Genomic DNA, 17,957 nt, shown 5'->3' with positions numbered 1-17,957 from the left:
CTCGACTCCTCTCAGCTCCGCGCCGGTGACCACCCGTCGGCGACGAACCGGGAGGCGTCGGCACCCTCGCCGGAGAAGAGCGTGCCGTGCCGGTCCGCCGCCACGACCCGGTCGACGTAGACGCCACGCCCCTGGCCGGAGCCGTCGGTGCTGCTGCTGAACCGCAGGTGGGTGGCCTGATCGGGCAGCGCCACCGTGACCTGCCACCACACCCGACCCCCGTAGCCGGTGACCGTGCCGTCGGCGCTCCACCGGCGGGCGGCGTCGCGGAGCTGCATCGTCGCCGGCGCCCAGGTCTGACCACCGTCGGTGGAGACCTCGAATCGCGCGCTGTCGAAGCGGGGCTCGGTGTCGTACCAGAGCAGGAAGCTCGCCGCCCCGCCACGGCCGGGTCGACGCAGCGGCGCCGTGAGCGTGCTCGTCGCGGAGTCGCGTGGGTCCGCCCGCCAGGCGCTGGCCGAGCGCGGCCGTACCGGCATCGCCTCCGCGAGGTCACGCGCGACGGCCCGTCGGGCGACGTTGTTGCTGCCCCAGCCCCGGTCCGGGTGCACCCGGTTGCTGAGCATGACGACGAACGAGTGGGAGAGCGGGTCGATGACGATCGACGTTCCGGTGAAGCCGGTGTGCCCGAAGGCCACCGGAGAGGAGAGCCCCATCATGTACCAGTGCTTGTTCAGCTCGAAGCCGAGCCCGCGGTCGCTCTCCGGGTAGGCCGACTCGAGCGGCGCGTTGTGATTGACCAGCATCGCGCGCACCGTCTCCGAGCGCAGGATCCGCCGGCCGCGGTATTCGCCGCCGTTGAGCAGTGACTGGCAGAGCACGGCCAGGTCCGCGGCCGTGGAGAAGACCCCGGCGTGCCCCGCCACCCCGCCGAGCGACCACGCGTTCTCGTCGTGCACCTCACCCCACACCATGCCGCGTCCGGCGTACGGCTGGTATTCGGTCGCGGCGATCCGCGACCGCCGCTCCGGGCCCGGGTTGTAGCCCGTGTCGGTCATGCCCAGCGGCCCGGTCACGCCGTCGCGGACCAGGTCGGCCAACGGCCGACCGGTCACCCGCTCCAGCAGGACGCCCAGCGCGATCAGCCCCAGGTCGGAGTAGACATACTGGCTACCGGGCGTTGCCCCGGTGGTGAGCGGCGTGGCGAGCGCGGCGGCGAATCGCTGGGCCGGTGTCGGGTACCTGCTCCACAGTGGTGCGAACGCGGGCAGACCCGATGTGTGGGTGAGCAGCATCCGCACGGTGACCGCCGCCTTGCCGCCGGCGGCGAACTCCGGGACGTACCGGACGACCGGCGCGTCCAGCTCCACCCGCCCCCGCTCCACCTGCTGCATGGTGACGATCGTGGTGAACAGTTTCGACACCGACGCCAGGTCGAAGATGGTGTCGCGCCGGGTCGGGATCTGCTGGTCGGCGGGGAGTTCCACACCGACCAGGTCGGGCGGTGGCCCAACCGCGGAGTACTTCACCGCGCTGCCCACGGCGGCGTGCTCAACGATCACACCGTCCTTGGCGGCCAGGACCACCGCGCCGGCGTACGCCGGGTAGCCGGGGTGCTCCGGGGTCGGCTGGAGATACGCCGCCAGGTCGGTGGGCAGGCGAGCCACCTGGTCGGGGAGCAGCCCGACCTGGCGGGCGCTGCCGCGCCGCAACGTGTCGTGGCGGAATTGGATGTCCGCGGGGGTGACGGTCGGCGGACCGGACGTAGGTGTCGCGGCGACCGCCCTGGTGGTGGGCAGCACCGTGCCCAGGATCACCAGAGCCAGGCCGAGCGCGAGTGAGCGGAGCGGACGAGGGGTCGACCTGGTCATCACCGGACTCCTCAGTAGAGCAGGTAGGGCCGGCGACGCCGGTTGAAGGTGGACAACTCCTCGGCCCAGGCGCCGACGACGTCGTCCACGTCAGCTCCGGCATCGATCTGGGTCCGCAGTCGCGGCGACCCGGTGAGCTTGTCGATCCAGTACGGGCGCACGGTGTCCCACGAGTCGCGTCGCCAGGCGAACGCCGGGTACCTGTGCGCCTCCACGAGCATGGCCACGCCGGTGCGGATCGGGTCGTACACCGCCGGGTCGACGACCTTGACCTCGACGCCGGCGCAGAGCTTGTTGAGCAGGTCCGGCTTCTGCCCGGCCGCGGTCGGTGAGAAGTACGCCTCGCGGAACTCGACCCCGGGCAGGTTCCGGGCGTTGAGCCGGTCACCCCAGTGATGGTCGAAGTCCGTCGCCAGCCCGCCGATCAGCTCGAACGGGCGGCACGTACCGCGCCCCTCGGTGATCGAGGCGACACCCTCGAACAGCCCCGTGCCCGGGTAGACCAGAGCGGTGTCCGGGGTGGGCATGTTCGGGCTGGGCATCACCCAGGGCACGCCGGTGTCGGCGGCGAGGGCGTCGCGCTTCCAGTGCCGGCACCGCACCACGTGCAGGTCGACCGGTCGTCCCGCCTCGGCCGGCAGGAACGTGGCGTTGAAGAACCGGGCCAGCTCTCCGACGGTCATCCCGTGCTGCTGAACGATCTCCTTGAGACCAACACCCGAGGTGTACGGGCTGGTCATCATCGGCCCGTAGGCCCGCCCGCCGATCGGGTTGGGCCGGTCCAGCACGACGTAGCGTTTGCCGACCCGGGCCGCGGCGACCATCGAGGTGTACATCGTCCAGATGTAGGTGTAGAAGCGGACTCCGACGTCCTGGATGTCGAAGACCACGGTGTCCACCCCGGCCTCGGTGAACATCGCCTCCCATCGGGCCTGCGAGGCGCCGTACGCGTCGTACACCGGGATGCCGGTGCGTGCGTCGACGCCGGTTCCCTCGCTGCCACCGGCCTGGGCGGAGCCGCGGAAGCCGTGCTCGGGGCCGAACGCCGCGACCAGGTGCACCAGACCCGAGCCGTGCATCAGGTCGACGAGATGCCGGTAGGACGCGTCGACGCCGGTCGGGTTGGAGATGACGCCCACGCGCTGACCGGCGATTTCGGCGAACCCGGACGACACCAGCTCGTCGAGGCCGGTGCGGACCCGACGGTCACGGGAGTCGGCCGCCGCCGGTCCGACACCGAGCGTCCCCGCCCCCAGCGCGCCCGCACCGACCGCGCCGACCAGGAAATTCCTCCGCTGCATGCTTGCCTCCTACCAGCTCAGGCCGTGGCCGTAGGGGTAGAGCACGGAGCCCGCCCCCTCGGCCGTGGGGATCGTGACGGGCAGCCGTCCGCTCGGGGACAGTTCGCCGTGCAGCGCGCGGACGAGGGCGTCCATCGCCGCGCGGGTGTACGAGTACGTCGCCAGGTAGGTGGTGACACCCGGCAGGTACGCGATGTCGTACGGGTCGCGGACGGCCACGACGACCACGGGTTTCCCGGCACCGAGCAGCGCCGCGACGAGGCGCTGCTGGGTGGCTCGCGGGTCGGTGACGGCGGTGTCCCACGCCTTGTTCACGAGCACGACGGTGAGGTCGTGCTCGGCGGCCTGGCTCGCCGTGGCGGTGATCGTCGCGTCGGAGGGCAGGGTCGCCGGTCGGGCGGTGACCCGGGCACCACGCGTGGTGAATCCGGCGGCGACCGTCGCGACCGGGGCGAAGGCGGCGCTGTCCCAGCCGGTGATCAGGACCGACCGGTCGGCGTGGGGCAGGGGCAGCACTCCGGCGTCGTTGCGGACGGCGGTGAGCGTCGGGTCGGTGACCTGGGTGACGGCGGCGAGGTGCTCCGGGGCGCCGACGGTCCGGACGGCCTTCTCGACGTCGACCAGCGGCGAGCGGGCGAGTCCCTGGCGATACTTCACGCCGAGGATGCGTCGGACCGACTCGTCGATCCGACGCTCGGTGAGCTCGCCGGTGGCGACGGCCCGCAGCACCGCGTCCCGCGCCAGCGCGAGATTCGGCGGCATCAGGAGCTGGTCGGCGCCGGCCTTGAGCGCCAGTACGGGCACCCGCTCGTCGCCGTACTTCGCCCGCACGCCAGCCATGTTCAGCGCGTCGGTGACGATGACGCCCCGGAAACCGAGCTCGCCGCGCAGCACACCGGTGAGGATCGTCGGCGACAAGGTCGCGGGGTCACCGGACGGGTCGAGCGCCGGGACCACGATGTGCGCGGTCATGATCGTGTCGACACCGGCGCGGATGGCACGCTTGAACGGCGGCGCGTCGATCCGATCCCACTCGGCGCGACTGTGGTTGATCACCGGGAGACCGGTGTGGCTGTCGGTGGCCGTGTCGCCGTGCCCGGGGAAGTGCTTCGCCACGGCGGTCACCCCGGCCCGGTCCTGGAAACCGGTGACCTGGGCGGCGGTGAGGTCGGCCACGAGGGTGGGGTCGGCGCCGAAGGACCGCACGCCGATCACCGGGTTGCCCGGGTTGACGTTGACGTCGGCGATCGGCGCGTACGGCTGGTAGATGCCGACCGCGCGCAGCTCACGTCCGGTGACCTCCGCCGCCGTCCGGGCGGCCCGGGGCGACCGCCCCGCGCCCAGCGCCATCGACCCGGGGAACTGGGCGGCGGGGGAGGGCATTCGCACCACCGCGCCCTGCTCCTGGTCGGTGGAGATGAGCAGTGGCACCCTGCCCTTCGCCCCGTCGCCACGGGCAGCCGTCTGCAGTCCATTGGAGAGGGTTGCGATCTGCCGGGGGCTGTCCAGGTTGTGCGACCAGGAGAAGTAGCAGACGCCGCCCAGGTGGTACCGCTCGATCACCTCGGCCGGTGTCTCCACACCGAAGGCGGCGAGGTTCGCCGTCCGGTCCGCGGCGCTGGGGTCCGTGGCGTCACCGCCATAGACGTAGGTGGCGAAGAGTTGTCCGACCTTCTGCTCCAGGCTCATGTGTCGCAGCGTCGACGTGACCCAGCCGTGCTCGGCGGTCGATGGGCGCACCGGCGTGGCGGCCTGGGCGGGCACGGAAGCGAGGGTGGCCGCCAGTGTGGCCGCCAGGGCGGTCGCGGTAACGAGTCGGGTCTGCATAGACGCCTCTCAGTCCGGGTGGCTGAAACTTAGCTACACGTCAGCTGCCCGTCAAGAAGACAACCTACAAATTGCCACCGGCCGAAATGAGAGGCCCCCGGGAGAGTGCTCGAACCGTTGCGAAAGGACACCCGACGCAGAGTCAGGAAATTACAAAGCTTTGCTCGAATCTTGCAGAGCGCTGTCCGTGTTCGTAAACTGCCGTGGTGAGCGAGCACCCTTTGGTCCAGGCAAGCAACCTGACCAAGATCTATCCGGCACGCGGGTCCACAGCGGAGTTCCGCGCGGTCGACGGCATCGACTTCGCACTCGAGCGGGGGGGAGTCCTTCGGGCTTCTCGGCCCCAACGGCGCCGGCAAGTCCACCACCATGCGGATGATCGCCGCGACGTCGCCGATCAGCGGCGGCAGCCTGCGCGTGCTGGGCATGGACCCGATGAAACAGGGGCCGGAGATCCGCGCCCGGCTGGGCGTCGTGACGCAGGACGACCACCTGGACAACGAGCTCACCGTGCGGGAGAACCTGCACATCTACGGGCGGTACTTCGGTCTGCCGCGGGCCGTCATCCGGGACCGCACGACCCGACTGCTCGACTTCGCCCAGCTTCAGGAGAAGGCCGGCGACCAGGTCGAGACGCTCTCCGGCGGCATGCGGCGACGGCTGACCATCGCCCGGTCACTGATCAACGAACCGGACATCCTGCTGCTCGACGAGCCGACCACCGGCCTCGACCCGCAGGCCCGACACATCCTGTGGGACCGGCTCTTCCAGCTCAAACAGCAGGGCGTCACGCTCATCCTCACCACCCACTACATGGACGAGGCCGAGCAGCTCTGCGACCGGCTCATCGTGGTCGACCACGGCCGCATCGTCGCGCAGGGCTCACCCCGCGAACTGATCACCAGACACGCCACCCGCGAGGTTCTCGAACTCCGCTTCCGCCTCGACGAACGCGACACCGCGGCGGAGAAACTGCGCACGTCGGTGCTGGCCACCGGCGGCAACGACACCGAGGGCCGCGTCGAACTGCTCCCCGACCGGGTGCTCGTCTACACCGCCGACGGCGAGGCCGCCCTCGCCACGGTGCACGCCATGTCGCTCACCCCGCTCACCGCGCTGGTCCGCCGCGCGACGTTGGAGGACGTGTTCCTCAAGCTCACCGGCCGATCGCTGATCGAGTAGCAGGGGAGCTCACTGGTGTTACGTGTATTCCGGTACTGGTTGACGCGCTACCGGCGCACCTGGCGCGGCTCGATCGTGATCAACGTGCTGAACCCGTTGCTGTTCCTCATCGGCATCGGCGCCGGACTGGGCGCCCTCGTCGACGACAACGCGCCGGCCCAGATCGCCGGCGTCTCCTACGCGGCGTTCTTCGCCCCCGGCATGCTGGCCGCCGCCGCGATGCAGAACGCGTTCCTGGAAGGGGCCGGGGGCGTCGCCCGGGCCGCCGGCTTCGGGGCGTACCGCAGCGCCACACCGACGCCGCTGAGGCCGGAGCAGCTCGCCGCCGGGCACCTGCTCTTCATCACCTTCCGGGTGCTCATCGCCAGCGGCGCCTTCATCGTGGTGATGGCCGCGTTCGGGTTGATCGGGGGATGGTGGGCCCTCGGCGCCCTGCTCGGCGCGACGCTGACCGGGGTAGCGTTCGCGGCACCCGCCGCCGCGTGGGCGGTCGGCGTCCGCAAGCTGCGCCACATCGACACGGTGTTCCGCTTCGTCATCATGCCGCTCTACATGTTCTCCGGTACGTTCTTCGCGGTCTCGCAGCTACCCGAGTGGATCCGACCCGTGTCCTACCTGCTGCCGCTGTGGCACGGGGTGGAGTTGTGCCGCACGCTCAGCCTCGGCACGGCGACGATCACCGGCAGCTCCGTCCACATCGCCTACCTGCTGGCGCTCGCCATCGGCGGCTTCCTGGTCGCCCGGGTCACCTACCGCCGACGGTTGCACCCGTGACGACCCACGCCCAGAGCCTCGTGGAGACACCATGACCACCGTCGCCGTACCCGCCTGGACCAGACGCCGGGCCCTGGCGCTCATCGAGCGCAACTTCATGATCTACCGCCGGTCGGTCACGCCGCTGCTCAACGCGCTCGTGGAACCGATCCTGTACCTGCTGTCGATCGGCGTCGGCGTCGGGATGCTCGTCGGCACGGTCCCCGGCGTCGATGTGCCGTACGCCGCCTACGTGGCCCCGGCGATCCTGGCGACCACCGCGATGAACACGGCGTTCAACCAGACGAGCTTCGGTGTGTTCATCCGGATGAGGGTCGAGAAGACCTACGAGGCGATCCTGCCGACACCGCTCTCCGTCACCGACATCGCCGTCGGCGAGGTGACCAGCGCGATGATCAACGCGCTGCTGACGTCGATCGGCTTCCTCACCCTCATGGCCGTCGGTGGACTGGTCACGTCGGCCTGGGTGCTGCTGGCCTTACCGGCGTCGCTGCTGATCTCGTACGCGTTCGCCGCCGGCGGACTGGCCGTCACGACGTACCTGCGCGACTTCCCCGACTTCCAGTACATCCAGCTGTTCATGCTGCCGATGTACCTGTTCGCGACGACCTTCTATCCCCTCTCGGTCTATCCGGAGGCGGTGCGGCCCCTGATCCAGGCGCTGCCGCTCTACCACAGCATCGAGTTGGTCCGGGAACCCGCGCTGGGCCGCCTCAGCTGGGACCTGCTGATCCCGGTGGCCTACCTCCTCGCGTTCGGCTCGATCGCGATGTACGTCGCCACCCGCCGAATGACCCGGGCGATGCTGCGCTGACCGGCGTTCGAGCGTCTCATCACTGGGCGACGATGGCCTCGAGCACCGAGCGGACGGAGGTCGGGCGGTGACCGATCAGCGTCTGCAACGTCGGGTCGGTGACGGCGAACTCTCCGCGTCGCGCCGCGCGGTACAGGCCAAGGGTGAAGTCGGCCGCTGCCGCCGGCGTACCCCGCTCGATGGCTGCCGCCCGCCACTGGTCGTCGGTGACGACGACGCGGGTGACGGCGCGGCCCGTGATGTCGCTCAGGATGCCGGCCACCGCTTCGAGGTCGAGCGCCTCCGCTGCGGTCAGCGCCGGCGTGATGCCGTCGAGCAGGCCCTCCTCGGTCAGGGCAATCGCCGCGGCCTCGGCCAGGTCGGCGTGCGCGGTCCAGGACACCGGGCCGTCCGCCGGCGCCACGAGCTGACCGGTCTGAAGCGCCGTACCGATGGAGAAGCTGAGCGTGCTCGCGTAGAACCCGTTGCGCAGGGCGGTGAAGGGAACCTCCAGCCCGGCCAGGTGCTCCTCGGTCGCGGCGTGCGTGGGTTGGGCGGCGAACAGCGAGTCCCGGGAGGCGGCCTGGTGGCTGGTGTACAGGATTCGCTTGGCTCCCGCTGCGTGCGCGGCGTCGATGGCGGCACGGTTCGCGACGACCGCGTCGGCGCCGCGGATGGCGGCGGACACGACGAGGACCTTGTCGGCACCCTCGAAGGCGTGTTCCAGCGTGGCCGGGTCGGTGAAGTCTCCGGCGCGCACCCGCACGCCACGCTCGGCGAGGCCCGCGGCCTTGTCGACGTCGCGCACGCTCACGCCGACGGCGTCGGGTGGGAGCCGGTCGAGCAGTCGGTCGACGATCTGGGACCCGAGGTGACCAGTGGCACCGGTGACGACGAACATGATGAGAGCTCCCTTGTTATCGACGTTACGCTGCCGACGTTAGCACTGATATTCCGAGGTTAACAAGGCGCTGTTAGCATCGATTCATGGTGACGACGCAGGACACGACAGCCCGCGACGACGTCCGCGCGGGCATCGTCACGGCGGCGACCCAACTGCTGCGGGAGAAGGGCGCGACCGCGGTGACGACGCGTGCCGTCGCCCAGGCCGCGGGCGTACAGGCGCCGACCATCTATCGGTTGTTCGGCGACAAGGACGGCCTCATCGACGCCGTCGCCGAGCACGTCATGGCCACCTACGTCAGCGGCAAATCGGTCGCAGCGGACAACGCGACGGGCGACCCGGTCGCGGACCTGCGCTCCGGGTGGCGCGCGCACGTGGAGTTCGGCCTGACAAACCCCGAGTTGTACGCGCTGATCGCCACGCGGGGGAGCGGCGTACCCTCGCCGGCAACGGTCGCGGGCCTCGACGTGCTCCGTCGCCGCGTCCGGCGACTCGCCGCAGCCGGCCTCCTCCGGGTCGACGAGGAACGGGCGCTCATGATGATCCACTCCGCGGGCAACGGAACCATCCTCACCCTCCTGGGAATGCCCACCGACAAGCGCGACCCCGGTCTGGGCGAGGCCATGCTCGACGCCGTGCTCGCCACCATCCTGGTGACGACTCCGGCGACACCCGACACGACGACGAACGCGGTCGCGGTGACCTTCGCGACGGTGCTGCCCGACCTCCCGGGGCTCACCGACGCCGAGCGCGCGCTGATGGCCGAGTGGCTCCAGCGTTCGCTGACTCGCCGGAAGCCTTGATCACGAGCCCGGGAAAGAACTCGACGGGATCGTGCTCGGGGATATAGCTTGCAGTTGACCGCGACACCACCCGAGGAGGTGAGACCCATGAACGTTGTAGCGATGTGGGTGCTCCCCCTTGCCGTCACGGTCGGGCGACTGACGTAGCTGTCGCCGGGAGCGCCTTGCCAACACGGCACTCCCGAGAGGCAACACCTATGCACCCTCCGCAATTCACCGCCGAGCCGGCCTCCACTACGGGCGACGTTCGCGGTCTCCCCACACCGTCGGCGTCCAGCATCGACCACGCGCCCCGCACGTTCGACGTGATCATCGCCGGGTGCGGGCCGACCGGCGCGATGCTCGCCGCCGAGCTGCGGCTCCACGAGGTACGCGTACTCGTCCTGGAGAAGGAGACCGAGCCGACGTCGGCCGTGCGCATCGTCGGCCTGCACATCCGCAGTCTCGAGCTGATGGCAATGCGCGGACTGCTGGATCGCATCCTCCCGCACGGCCGGCGGCGTCCGGCCAGCGCCTTCTTCGCCGCCATCCCCAAGCCCGCGCCCAAGGGCCTGGATCCCCGGTACGGCTATCTGCTCGGCATCCCGCAACCGGTGATCGAACGTCTCCTCGAAGAACACGCCGTGGAACTGGGAGCGCAGGTCCGACGCGGTTGCGCGGTCGCCGGTCTCGAACAGGATGACCAGGGTGTGACCGTCGCGCTGGCCGACGGGGAGCAGTTACGTACGCGTTATCTCGTTGGCTGTGACGGTGGGCGCAGCACCGTGCGCAAACTGCTCGGTGTCGGCTTTCCCGGCGAGCCCGCACGGACCGAGAGCCTGATGGGCGAGATGGAAGTGGGCGTGCCGCAGGAGGAGATCGCCGTCAGGGTGGCCGAGATCCGCGAGACCCACCAGCGATTCTGGCTCCGGCCCGCGGGGGTCGGGGTCTACAGCGTCCTGGTCCCCGCCGCCGGGGTCACCGACCGGGCCGCACCGCCCACCCTTGAGGACTTCAAGCAACAGTTGCGCGCCATCGCCGGCACCGACTTCGGCGTGCACTCCCCACGCTGGTTGTCCCGCTTCGGGGATGCCACCCGGCTGGCCGAACGGTATCGGGTCGGTCGCGTGCTGCTGGCCGGCGACGCCGCGCACATCCATCCCCCCATCGGCGGACAGGGCCTCAACCTGGGCGTTCAGGACGCAGTCAACCTCGGCTGGAAACTGGCCGCACGGATCCGCGGCTGGGCGCCGGAGACACTGCTGGACACCTACCAGGCCGAACGCCGTCCGGTCGCCGAGGAGGTGCTGGACAACACCCGAGCCCAGACGGAGCTGCTGTCCACCGAGCCGGGCCCGCAGGCCGTACGGAGGCTCCTCACCGAGCTGATGGACTTCGACGAGGTGAACCTCCACCTGCTCGAGAAGATCACCGCCATCGGCATCCGCTACGACTTCGGTGCGGGCCCCGACCTGCTCGGTCGCCGCCTGCCCGACATCGACGTGAAACCGGGCCACCTCTACGGTCTGCTGCACCGCGGCCGCGGCCTACTGCTGGACCGCACCGAACGCCTCACCGTTGGCGGCTGGTCAGACCGGGTCGACCACCTCGCGGACCCCACGGCGGCACTGGACGTTCCGTGCGTCCTGCTCCGCCCCGACGGCCACGTCGCCTGGATCGGCGACGACCAGCAGGATCTGGACGACCACCTCTCCCGCTGGTTCGGCGAGCCCGCCCACTGATCTCGGGCCGCCGGTCGCACCGTCGAGGTGCGGCAGTTCGGCGCGGAGATGGGTGCGGGGTGACGCTCGTGGTTGCCCCGCACCCGCGCACGCCACTGGAAACATGAGGGGCGGGCCGTGCTGGCCGCGGCCGGCGTCGTTGATCAGGTGGCGTCTCGGCTCAGCAGATCGGCATGCCCGGTGATCCACGTCGCGTCGCGTTGGTAGAGCTCGACGTGACTTCGGATGTTCTCCTGTCCCTGATCAGCCCGGGCGTTGGTGAAGGCGGCGAGGTCGTGTAGCCGACGGACTGCGACCTGGAGGATGCGAGCCGGTTGTTGCTCCGAGCCGTAGGCGTTGCAGAGGATGCGCAGCCACATGCCCGCTCGCTCAGGTCACTGCCGATAGCGTCGCCGTTGTCGGGATGGGCCAGCGGCACCAGCCGATAGGCAAGGTAGGCCAGGTCCCACGACCGGGGACCAGGCGAGGCCGTGTCCCAGTCGATGACTCCGGTGAGTCGCCGGTCGGTGAAGACCATGTTGTACGGGGCGAAGTCGTTGTGACAGATGACCTCAACTGGCTGCCGCGCAGGAAACTGCCATACTCCGCCAACGGTGTCGAAGCTCGCGCTGGCATCGTGAAGGTGGGCGAGGTGGACACCGGCGTCGGTGAGAACGTCTTCGCTCCAGACCCAGTCCGGCAACGGGTACTGCGGCACAACGCCCGGCAGGTACGAGACGCTGTCGCGTCCGTGCTCATCGGTCCCGAGCGGTTGCGGAGCCCAGGTGACGCCGCGCTCACGTAGATGTCGTAACAGGCGTTGAATCGTGGGGCTCCACGTCCCGGCGGGTCGCCGGACAGTGGCACCGACACGTGTTGCGCCGCCCATGTTGCCCCCGTGTAGCACTTCCTGCTCGCCGACCGCGTCCGCGCCGTGGTCACCCATGCCCGACATCCTCAGTGAGCGAGTGCCGCAAAGCCAGCGCGTTCCCGGCGCGCGCTGACCACTCGACCGCTCACACCATCCTCATTGCTTACGCACAAGAACTGTCATTATGGTGCACGCACGTTTCGTACCTTTTGTGGGAGGTCATTACCGGATTATCGATAACGATAATCCGGTAATGCCGTTATGGGGCGGGCTGATCTCCTGGCCGGGTAGGTGCAGCGCCATGGACTGCATGCGGTCGTCGTGACGCTGGCGCTGCCGCGTACCGGTGGGACCGGGTCCCCGGCTGCGGAATGGCTCGGCTACGTCAGGATGGCTGAACTTGGTCGAAGAGGGCGAGGGCTTCGGCGGGGTCCGGGCTCACGAGGCGTTCCAGACCGGCCGTCGTGATCTCCGACCACCTGGCGGCCCGCGCCCACATCTGTTCCTCGAAGGCGCGGACGGCCTCGTCCAGATCTTTTGGGTCGGCAGCGATGAACTCCGCGAGTTCGGCACCGTCCAGCATCGCGAGGTTCGCGCCTGCCCCCAAGGGTGGCATCAGGTGGGCGGCGTCGCCCAGTAGCGTCACCCCTGGGACGTGGGCCCAGGTGTGGGATCCGGGCAGGACATAGAAGGGACGGTGGACGAAAGCGGTGCCATGGCCGAGCAGGTCGAGGACCGCAGCGGCCCAGCCATCGAACAGAGCCAAGATGCCCGATCGCGCGGCCTCGACGTCGGTCAGGTCCAGGTCCGCGTGCCAGTCCAGCGGCGCGCGGAGCTTGGCGTACACCTTGACGTGACCGCCGCTGTTGCGCTGGGCGACGAGAGATCGGTTCACGCCGTACACGGCCACCGAACCGTCGCCGATCAACTGGGCAAGCTCAGGGTGGCGGGTGTCGACGTCGTCGATGGAGGTCTCGACCGAGGTGACGCCGGTGTACTGCGGCGTCACAGGCGAGACTGCCGGGCGGACCCGGGACCAGGCGCCGTCCGCGCCGACCACGAGATCGAACGTCTCCTGCCGCCCGTCCGCGAAACGAACCAGTACGCCATCCCCGGTCCCCGGCCCCACCTGTGCCACCTCTCGCCCCCACTGCACGTCGAGAGAGCCGAGTAGCAGGTCACGGAGTTGCCCGCGGTCGATCTCCGGGTTGGCCCGCTCATCCGGGCCGGGTCGCCAGTCCCGCAGAACGGTCCCGGCGGCGTCCAGGATGCGCATGGCCTGCCCCTCGGGACGAGACAGCGCCTGGAACTCCGCCAGGAGCCCCGCCTTGTCCAGTGCCAGCTGGCCCAGCCCTTCGTGCAGGTCCAGCGTTCCGCCCGGAGGACGGGAGTCGCGCGCGGGATCGCGTTCGAGGACGGTGACGGGGTAGCCGTGGCGGTGCAGGACACGGGCAAAGGTAAGGCCGGCGGGGCCGCCCCCGACCACAGCGATACGGTGTCTCATAGCAATACACCGTATCGCCCCTTTAGAATGCGTCGCAACAGTTAGGAGGTGACCATGACCGTGTGGGACCGGCCGGAGCCGCCGAATCCCCCCGTGCCGCTCGACCGGGAGCAGATCATCGCCGCCGCCATCGCGCTGGCCGACGAGGGCGGGCTGGAAGCGGCGTCGTTGCGCAAGGTCGCCGCCCGGCTGAACGCCGGCCCGATGCGGCTGTACGGATACATCTCCACCAAGGACGAGCTGTTCGACCTCATGGTCGACGCCGTCGACGCCGAGATTCTCCCCCGCGAGCGGTCCGGTGACTGGCGGGAGGCGCTGCGCATCCTCGCCCACCGCACCAGGCAGGCCGCTCTGCGTCACGAATGGCTGGCCGACCTGCTCGGCGGCCGCCCGACCCTGGGTCCGAACGGCCTCGCCGTGACCGAGGCCAAGCTGGCCGCCCTCGACGGCCTCGCCGACATCGAAACCGCCATCCGAGCCGTGGAAACTGTCAGCGCCTACGTCACCGGCGCCATCAGGCGGGAGATCGCGAACCTGCGCGCCGAGCGCGCCACCGGCCTGTCCAAGCGCGACTGGCAGCGCGCCTCCGGCCCGCACGTGACGAAGATGTTGGCCACGGGCCGGTTCCCGGCGCTGACCAAGGCCGTGCACAGCGGCACAGAGGTGGACGCCGAGAAATCCTTCGCGACCGGCCTGGACTGGGTCCTCGACGCCGTGGCCGCCAAACTCTCCCGACCGCCGGCGTGACGCTCAACCCGATGATCGCCCGCTCAGGGCCGGAGCCAGCGATCAAACCAGGAGCGGGTCCGGCGCAGGACGTCGAGTTGGTGGTTGCGTTCCCGGATCGAGTGGCCCTCTCTCGGGTAGGTCACGAACTCGTGCTCGACGTCGAAGTGGCGCAGCGCCCGGTGCAGGTACACGGCCTGTCCGAGGGGAACGTTGGTGTCCTCGGCGCCGTGCAGGATCAGCACGGGGGTGCGGATGTGGCTGGCGAAGGAGATTGGGCTGACCGCGTCGTGTGGGTGTGGGCCGATGCCGGACCAGCCTGTGCTGCCGCCGAGCGCGGCTTCGAACTGACCGTTCTCTCCGGTCGCGGCGAGCATCCCCCAGTCGGTGACCCCGGCCCCGACCAGCGCGGCGCGAAAGCGGTCGGTCTGGCCGATGGCCCACGCGGACATGAAGCCGCCGTGGCTCCAGCCAGCAATGCCCAACCGGTCAGGGTCGGCGATGCCCTCGGCGATGAGCAGGTCGATGCCGGTCTGGATGTCGGTCCACTCCTGCTGGCCGACCCGGCCTGCGACGCTGGCCGCGAACTGGTGGCCATGGCCCTGGCCACCGCGCGGGTTGGGGAGCAACACCGCGTAGCCGGCGGCGGCCAGCCACTGCGCACTGGGGAACCAGAACAGCTGGCAACGATCGGCGTAGCGATCGTAAGGGCCTCCGTGCACGATCGTGACCAGCGGAAACGGGCCTTCCGGCGGGGTTCTTCCGACCGGCAGTACGAGCAAGCCGTCCAGGTCGAGGCCGTCGGCGGCGCGGTAGGCCAGCGGTTGTTGCGTGCCAAGTGCGATGCCGTCCAGTTCCGGGCGGGTGTTGGTGACTCTTCGCAGCGGCCCGGCCGGCGGTCCGATGTAAACGTTCGTGGGTTGGTAGCGGGTACCGGTGAGCACCGCGACCTCGTCGCCGGCCGGGGTGCTGCTGAGGTTGTCGAGGCGTCCGGGGCGATGCGACAGGGGCGCGAGGTCGTTGGGATCGAGCCGGGCCAGGGTCGTGTTCAGGCCGTCGGCGAACACCACCAGCGGGGCGGCATTGGTCTGACAGAGTTCGGTGGGGCACATCGAGAGACCAGCGGTGCGGTTGCGCACGACACGGCTCTCCACAGCCAGGTCGAACACCGCGGTGCCGGCCTGTAGAAACGGTGGGGTGAGCGCGATCCAACCGAGGTGCCAACCGCCCTCGCCCGGCCACCAGGCCAACGATCGTGCGTCGGCCCCGACCGGTCCGAGGTTCTCCACAGCGCCGGTCGTGACGTCGAACAGGTGCAGTTGGCCGGTACGCGGGCCGTAGTCGTTGTCGGCGCTGGCCCCGGTCAACACGGCAAGTGGGCCGCCGTCGGGACGTTGCCGCAGTTCCACGACGTGCCGGTCAGCGAACACCGGCGGGGTGGTGACCCGGCCGGTGCGCAGGTCGAGCAGGCGCATCCGGGCACGCGGTTCGCGCTCGCCGACGACAACGGCGTCGTCGCGATCCCGGGTGCGGCGCGCGTCCTGCTCGGTGGGTTCGTCCTCGGCGAGCAGAGCGACCACGTTGGGGTCGGTGAGCGGCAGGTGGTCGATGACGCCGACCTGCCAGCTGGTCAACGTGGTCATCGTGCCGTCGGCGAGGGTGAGCTTGTGCAGTTGCGGTGTGCCGCGGTCGGCGCGGTCGGACAGGAAGAACAGCGTCTCCGAGTCGACCGACCAGCGTGGCCGGGACTCGGTTGCGGTGTCGGCGGTCGCCCGGCGCGGCGCGACGGCGCCATCGGTGTCGACGAGCCAGAGTTCGGTGTCGAGGTGGTCGCCGGTCCGGCTGCTGGGAGCGAGGACGTAGCAGAGCAGGCGCCCGTTCGGGCCGAGCGCCGGGGTCCGCGGGTCACGACCGTCGACCACGAGCTCGGAGGTCAGAGCTGTCATGCGGTAAGTCTGCGGACCCACCGCCGCGCGTTGGAGGCCGAGGTCGGCGTAGGGCCGTGGGTCCGTCGTCGGGTCCTATTCCGACGGATCCCAGGCGATCAGCTGGTCGAAGACGCGCCGGTCGCCGTCGAGTTGCAGCGAGTCCATCGTGATGCGGCCGTAGAAGAACATGACCAGCTCATTGGCCGTGCCCCGGGCGGAGACATAGGCCACCTCCGGGCCCTCGCGGTCGGCCGGCGCGGAGAGCCGGGCGGTCCGTGCGCCGTCGGCGGAGAACCAGAGCCGCCAGGAACGGCCCTCGGTGGCGTGGTAGTCGATGACCGCGGGCTGGTGCGGCCACGCGCTCGTCGTCGCGACGCAGGTGGTGACGAACTCGTCGACACCGTCGAGGGCCACCTCGTCCGGAAGCGGCTGCGGGGCGCCCACGGCGACCTGGGCGTCATAGGTGTGCACGGCGACCTGCTGGAGCTGGTGCCGGGCAACGGCACCAGCCGTCTGCGGCGACTGCGAATCGCCCCACCACGTCCAGCAACCACGATCCGGGCCGGCCGCCCGCAACGCGGCCAGCAGTTCCTCCGTCGACGCGGCGAACCAGGCCAGCAGGGCCTCGCGCTCCCGGGGCACCGTCGGGGTGGACATCGCCGGAGGAGCGTCGGCGGGCCCCGCGGCCACGATGGCGGCCCACCTGCGGCGCCCCTCACCCAGGTGCTGCACCAGATCGAACAACGTCCACTCGGGGCAGGTCGGCACCCGCACGTCGAGGCTGGGTGCCGCGGCGACCGCCGCCCGGAAAGCGGTCGATCGTTCGTCCATCAGCCGCAACAGGTCAGCGAACCCCAGAGTCTCTTCCACCGCGGCTTTGTACCACCCCACTCCCGACAACCGACAGCGCATTTCCCCACGTGATCTGCAACGTGGAGGCAACCGCCCTGCCCCTGATGCGTCAGACCGGGTTGGCGTGCCCGCCGGGTCGGACGCCGCAGTTCCGGCAGGCCACTGCCGGGCGGCGGTCCTCGTCGCCGCCGGCTAGGCAACGTCCGGCCGGGTCGACCCCTGCGGCGTACGCATCGAGCACCCGTTCCACCACGATGGAGACCACGAGTCCCACGGATGCGGTCGCGGGGAAACTGGTCATCCCAGGACGATCACTACGAGCGGCCGTACGCGGCGCGGGCCTGGGCTACCTCGGCGGCCTCGCGTTCACGCCAGCGGCGCTGGGCCTCCCGGTTGCACGTCCGACAGGCCCGACGGTACCGGCCGGTCGCCGGATCGAGCTCACGGTCGTGGCCGTTGCGGCACTGTGTCGGCTGGTTCCGGCTGCGGCAGGCCTCGGCCCGGCTGAGCTGGCGCAGATGTGTCGGCTCGATACAGTCGGCGGCGCCGCAGGTCTGGTCGACGTCGAGGGCGGGGTCGTACCCGCCAACAAGGACGACGTACGCGGCGATGTGTGCCCACGCGCGGCCGGCGACCTTCTGGTGCACCCCGCGTCGCCGCCCGTAGCCTTCGATGACCAGGCAACCGTTCTCGGTGCGGTGTGAGCGCTCCAGCAGGTAGGCGCGCAGCGACTCCTCGGTGTGGTACCGGGACAGACCCTTCACGGCCGAGAGCACCGTGTCACCGTACCCACGTCCCGCAGCGTCGTCGAACGACGCCGGACACGTGGGCGTGACCGGTGGCTCGGCGGTCCGGGGGGGGGGGGCGGCCCCCCCCCCCGGGGGGGGGGGCCCCCGCCCCGGGGGGGGCGCCCCACCCCCCCCCCCCCCCCCCCCCCCCCGCCCGGGCCCCCCGGGGCCGCGGGGGGCCCCCCCCCCCCCC

Annotated in this window: 15 protein-coding genes and 2 pseudogenes; 6 read left to right on the top strand and 11 right to left on the bottom strand. The window is 70.5% G+C overall.

Translation table 11 applies throughout. The features are described 5' to 3' along the window. Nucleotides 1-11: 11 nt before the first annotated feature. The 3 genes from ACIBD9_RS21570 to ACIBD9_RS21560 are packed head-to-tail and all read right to left on the bottom strand — an operon-like array spanning nucleotide 12 to nucleotide 4,939. Nucleotides 12-1,811 (bottom strand): serine hydrolase, encoded by a 1,800-nt coding sequence (locus tag ACIBD9_RS21570; RefSeq protein ID WP_396720138.1) that lies wholly within the window; start codon nucleotides 1,809-1,811, stop codon nucleotides 12-14. Between the two features lie 11 nt (nucleotides 1,812-1,822). Continuing rightward, complete coding sequence (locus ACIBD9_RS21565; protein ID WP_396720136.1) at nucleotides 1,823-3,112, bottom strand: exo-beta-N-acetylmuramidase NamZ domain-containing protein; 1,290 nt, start codon at nucleotides 3,110-3,112, stop codon at nucleotides 1,823-1,825. A gap of 9 nt (nucleotides 3,113-3,121) precedes the next feature. After that, entirely contained in the window at nucleotides 3,122-4,939 is a 1,818-nt protein-coding gene (locus ACIBD9_RS21560) for a glycoside hydrolase family 3 protein (RefSeq protein ID WP_396720134.1), read from the bottom strand. Between the two features lie 203 nt (nucleotides 4,940-5,142). On the opposite strand from ACIBD9_RS21560, the pseudogene ACIBD9_RS21555 reads away from it, so the two are divergent. The 3 genes and pseudogenes from ACIBD9_RS21555 to ACIBD9_RS21545 all read left to right on the top strand — a co-directional run bounded on the left by ACIBD9_RS21555 (nucleotide 5,143) and on the right by ACIBD9_RS21545 (nucleotide 7,709). Next, nucleotides 5,143-6,121: pseudogene (locus ACIBD9_RS21555) on the top strand (ABC transporter ATP-binding protein). A 15-nt stretch (nucleotides 6,122-6,136) separates the two neighbouring features. Then, nucleotides 6,137-6,895 (top strand): ABC transporter permease, encoded by a 759-nt coding sequence (locus ACIBD9_RS21550; RefSeq protein ID WP_396720132.1) that lies wholly within the window; start codon nucleotides 6,137-6,139, stop codon nucleotides 6,893-6,895. 31 nt (nucleotides 6,896-6,926) lie between these two features. Continuing rightward, a complete protein-coding gene (locus ACIBD9_RS21545; protein ID WP_396720130.1) occupies nucleotides 6,927-7,709 on the top strand; it encodes an ABC transporter permease in 783 nt (260 codons plus the stop codon). A 19-nt stretch (nucleotides 7,710-7,728) separates the two neighbouring features. Here ACIBD9_RS21545 and ACIBD9_RS21540 read toward each other — a convergent pair whose 3' ends face one another. Then, nucleotides 7,729-8,589 carry an NAD(P)H-binding protein gene (locus ACIBD9_RS21540; RefSeq protein WP_396720128.1) on the bottom strand — a complete coding sequence of 287 codons (861 nt, stop codon included), beginning with the start codon at nucleotides 8,587-8,589 and terminating at the stop codon, nucleotides 7,729-7,731. Between the two features lie 86 nt (nucleotides 8,590-8,675). Between ACIBD9_RS21540 and ACIBD9_RS21535 the strand changes: the two genes are divergently transcribed. After that, complete coding sequence (locus ACIBD9_RS21535) at nucleotides 8,676-9,395, top strand: TetR/AcrR family transcriptional regulator (protein WP_396720126.1); 720 nt, start codon at nucleotides 8,676-8,678, stop codon at nucleotides 9,393-9,395. 338 nt (nucleotides 9,396-9,733) lie between these two features. Next, nucleotides 9,734-11,116 carry an FAD-dependent monooxygenase gene (locus tag ACIBD9_RS21530; protein WP_396720408.1) on the top strand — a complete coding sequence of 461 codons (1,383 nt, stop codon included), beginning with the start codon at nucleotides 9,734-9,736 and terminating at the stop codon, nucleotides 11,114-11,116. 143 nt (nucleotides 11,117-11,259) lie between these two features. Here the strand turns inward: ACIBD9_RS21530 and ACIBD9_RS21525 are convergent, their stop codons facing one another. The 3 genes and pseudogenes from ACIBD9_RS21525 to ACIBD9_RS21515 form a co-directional block, all read right to left on the bottom strand. Continuing rightward, entirely contained in the window at nucleotides 11,260-11,475 is a 216-nt protein-coding gene (locus ACIBD9_RS21525; protein WP_396720418.1) for a hypothetical protein, read from the bottom strand. Between the two features lie 74 nt (nucleotides 11,476-11,549). Next, a pseudogene (locus ACIBD9_RS21520) lies at nucleotides 11,550-11,984 on the bottom strand (phosphotransferase); the annotation flags it as partial. Nucleotides 11,985-12,351: 367 nt separating this feature from the next. Further along, nucleotides 12,352-13,470, bottom strand: a complete 1,119-nt coding sequence (locus tag ACIBD9_RS21515) for an FAD-dependent oxidoreductase (protein WP_396720124.1) — start codon at nucleotides 13,468-13,470, stop codon at nucleotides 12,352-12,354. 54 nt (nucleotides 13,471-13,524) lie between these two features. Between ACIBD9_RS21515 and ACIBD9_RS21510 the strand changes: the two genes are divergently transcribed. After that, on the top strand, nucleotides 13,525-14,217 hold the full coding sequence (locus tag ACIBD9_RS21510; protein WP_396720406.1) for a TetR/AcrR family transcriptional regulator: 693 nt from the start codon (nucleotides 13,525-13,527) through the stop codon (nucleotides 14,215-14,217). 23 nt (nucleotides 14,218-14,240) lie between these two features. Here the strand turns inward: ACIBD9_RS21510 and ACIBD9_RS21505 are convergent, their stop codons facing one another. The 4 genes from ACIBD9_RS21505 to ACIBD9_RS21490 form a co-directional block, all read right to left on the bottom strand. After that, nucleotides 14,241-16,142, bottom strand: coding sequence for a S9 family peptidase (locus ACIBD9_RS21505; RefSeq protein ID WP_396720123.1), 1,902 nt, complete (start codon nucleotides 16,140-16,142; stop codon nucleotides 14,241-14,243). Nucleotides 16,143-16,217: 75 nt separating this feature from the next. Beyond that, complete coding sequence (locus ACIBD9_RS21500) at nucleotides 16,218-16,994, bottom strand: maleylpyruvate isomerase family mycothiol-dependent enzyme (protein ID WP_396720121.1); 777 nt, start codon at nucleotides 16,992-16,994, stop codon at nucleotides 16,218-16,220. A 91-nt stretch (nucleotides 16,995-17,085) separates the two neighbouring features. Next, nucleotides 17,086-17,277, bottom strand: coding sequence for a hypothetical protein (locus ACIBD9_RS21495; RefSeq protein ID WP_396720119.1), 192 nt, complete (start codon nucleotides 17,275-17,277; stop codon nucleotides 17,086-17,088). Nucleotides 17,278-17,290: 13 nt separating this feature from the next. After that, on the bottom strand, nucleotides 17,291-17,752 hold the full coding sequence (locus ACIBD9_RS21490) for an HNH endonuclease (RefSeq protein ID WP_396720117.1): 462 nt from the start codon (nucleotides 17,750-17,752) through the stop codon (nucleotides 17,291-17,293). Between the last annotated feature and the right edge of the window lie 205 nt (nucleotides 17,753-17,957).

Origin of the sequence: Micromonospora sp. NPDC050784 (genome assembly GCF_044456765.1) — a bacterium.
GTDB lineage: Bacteria > Actinomycetota > Actinomycetes > Mycobacteriales > Micromonosporaceae > Micromonospora > Micromonospora foliorum.
Note: the sequence above shows the minus strand (reverse complement) of the source record. Positions and strands in the feature narration are given on the sequence as shown.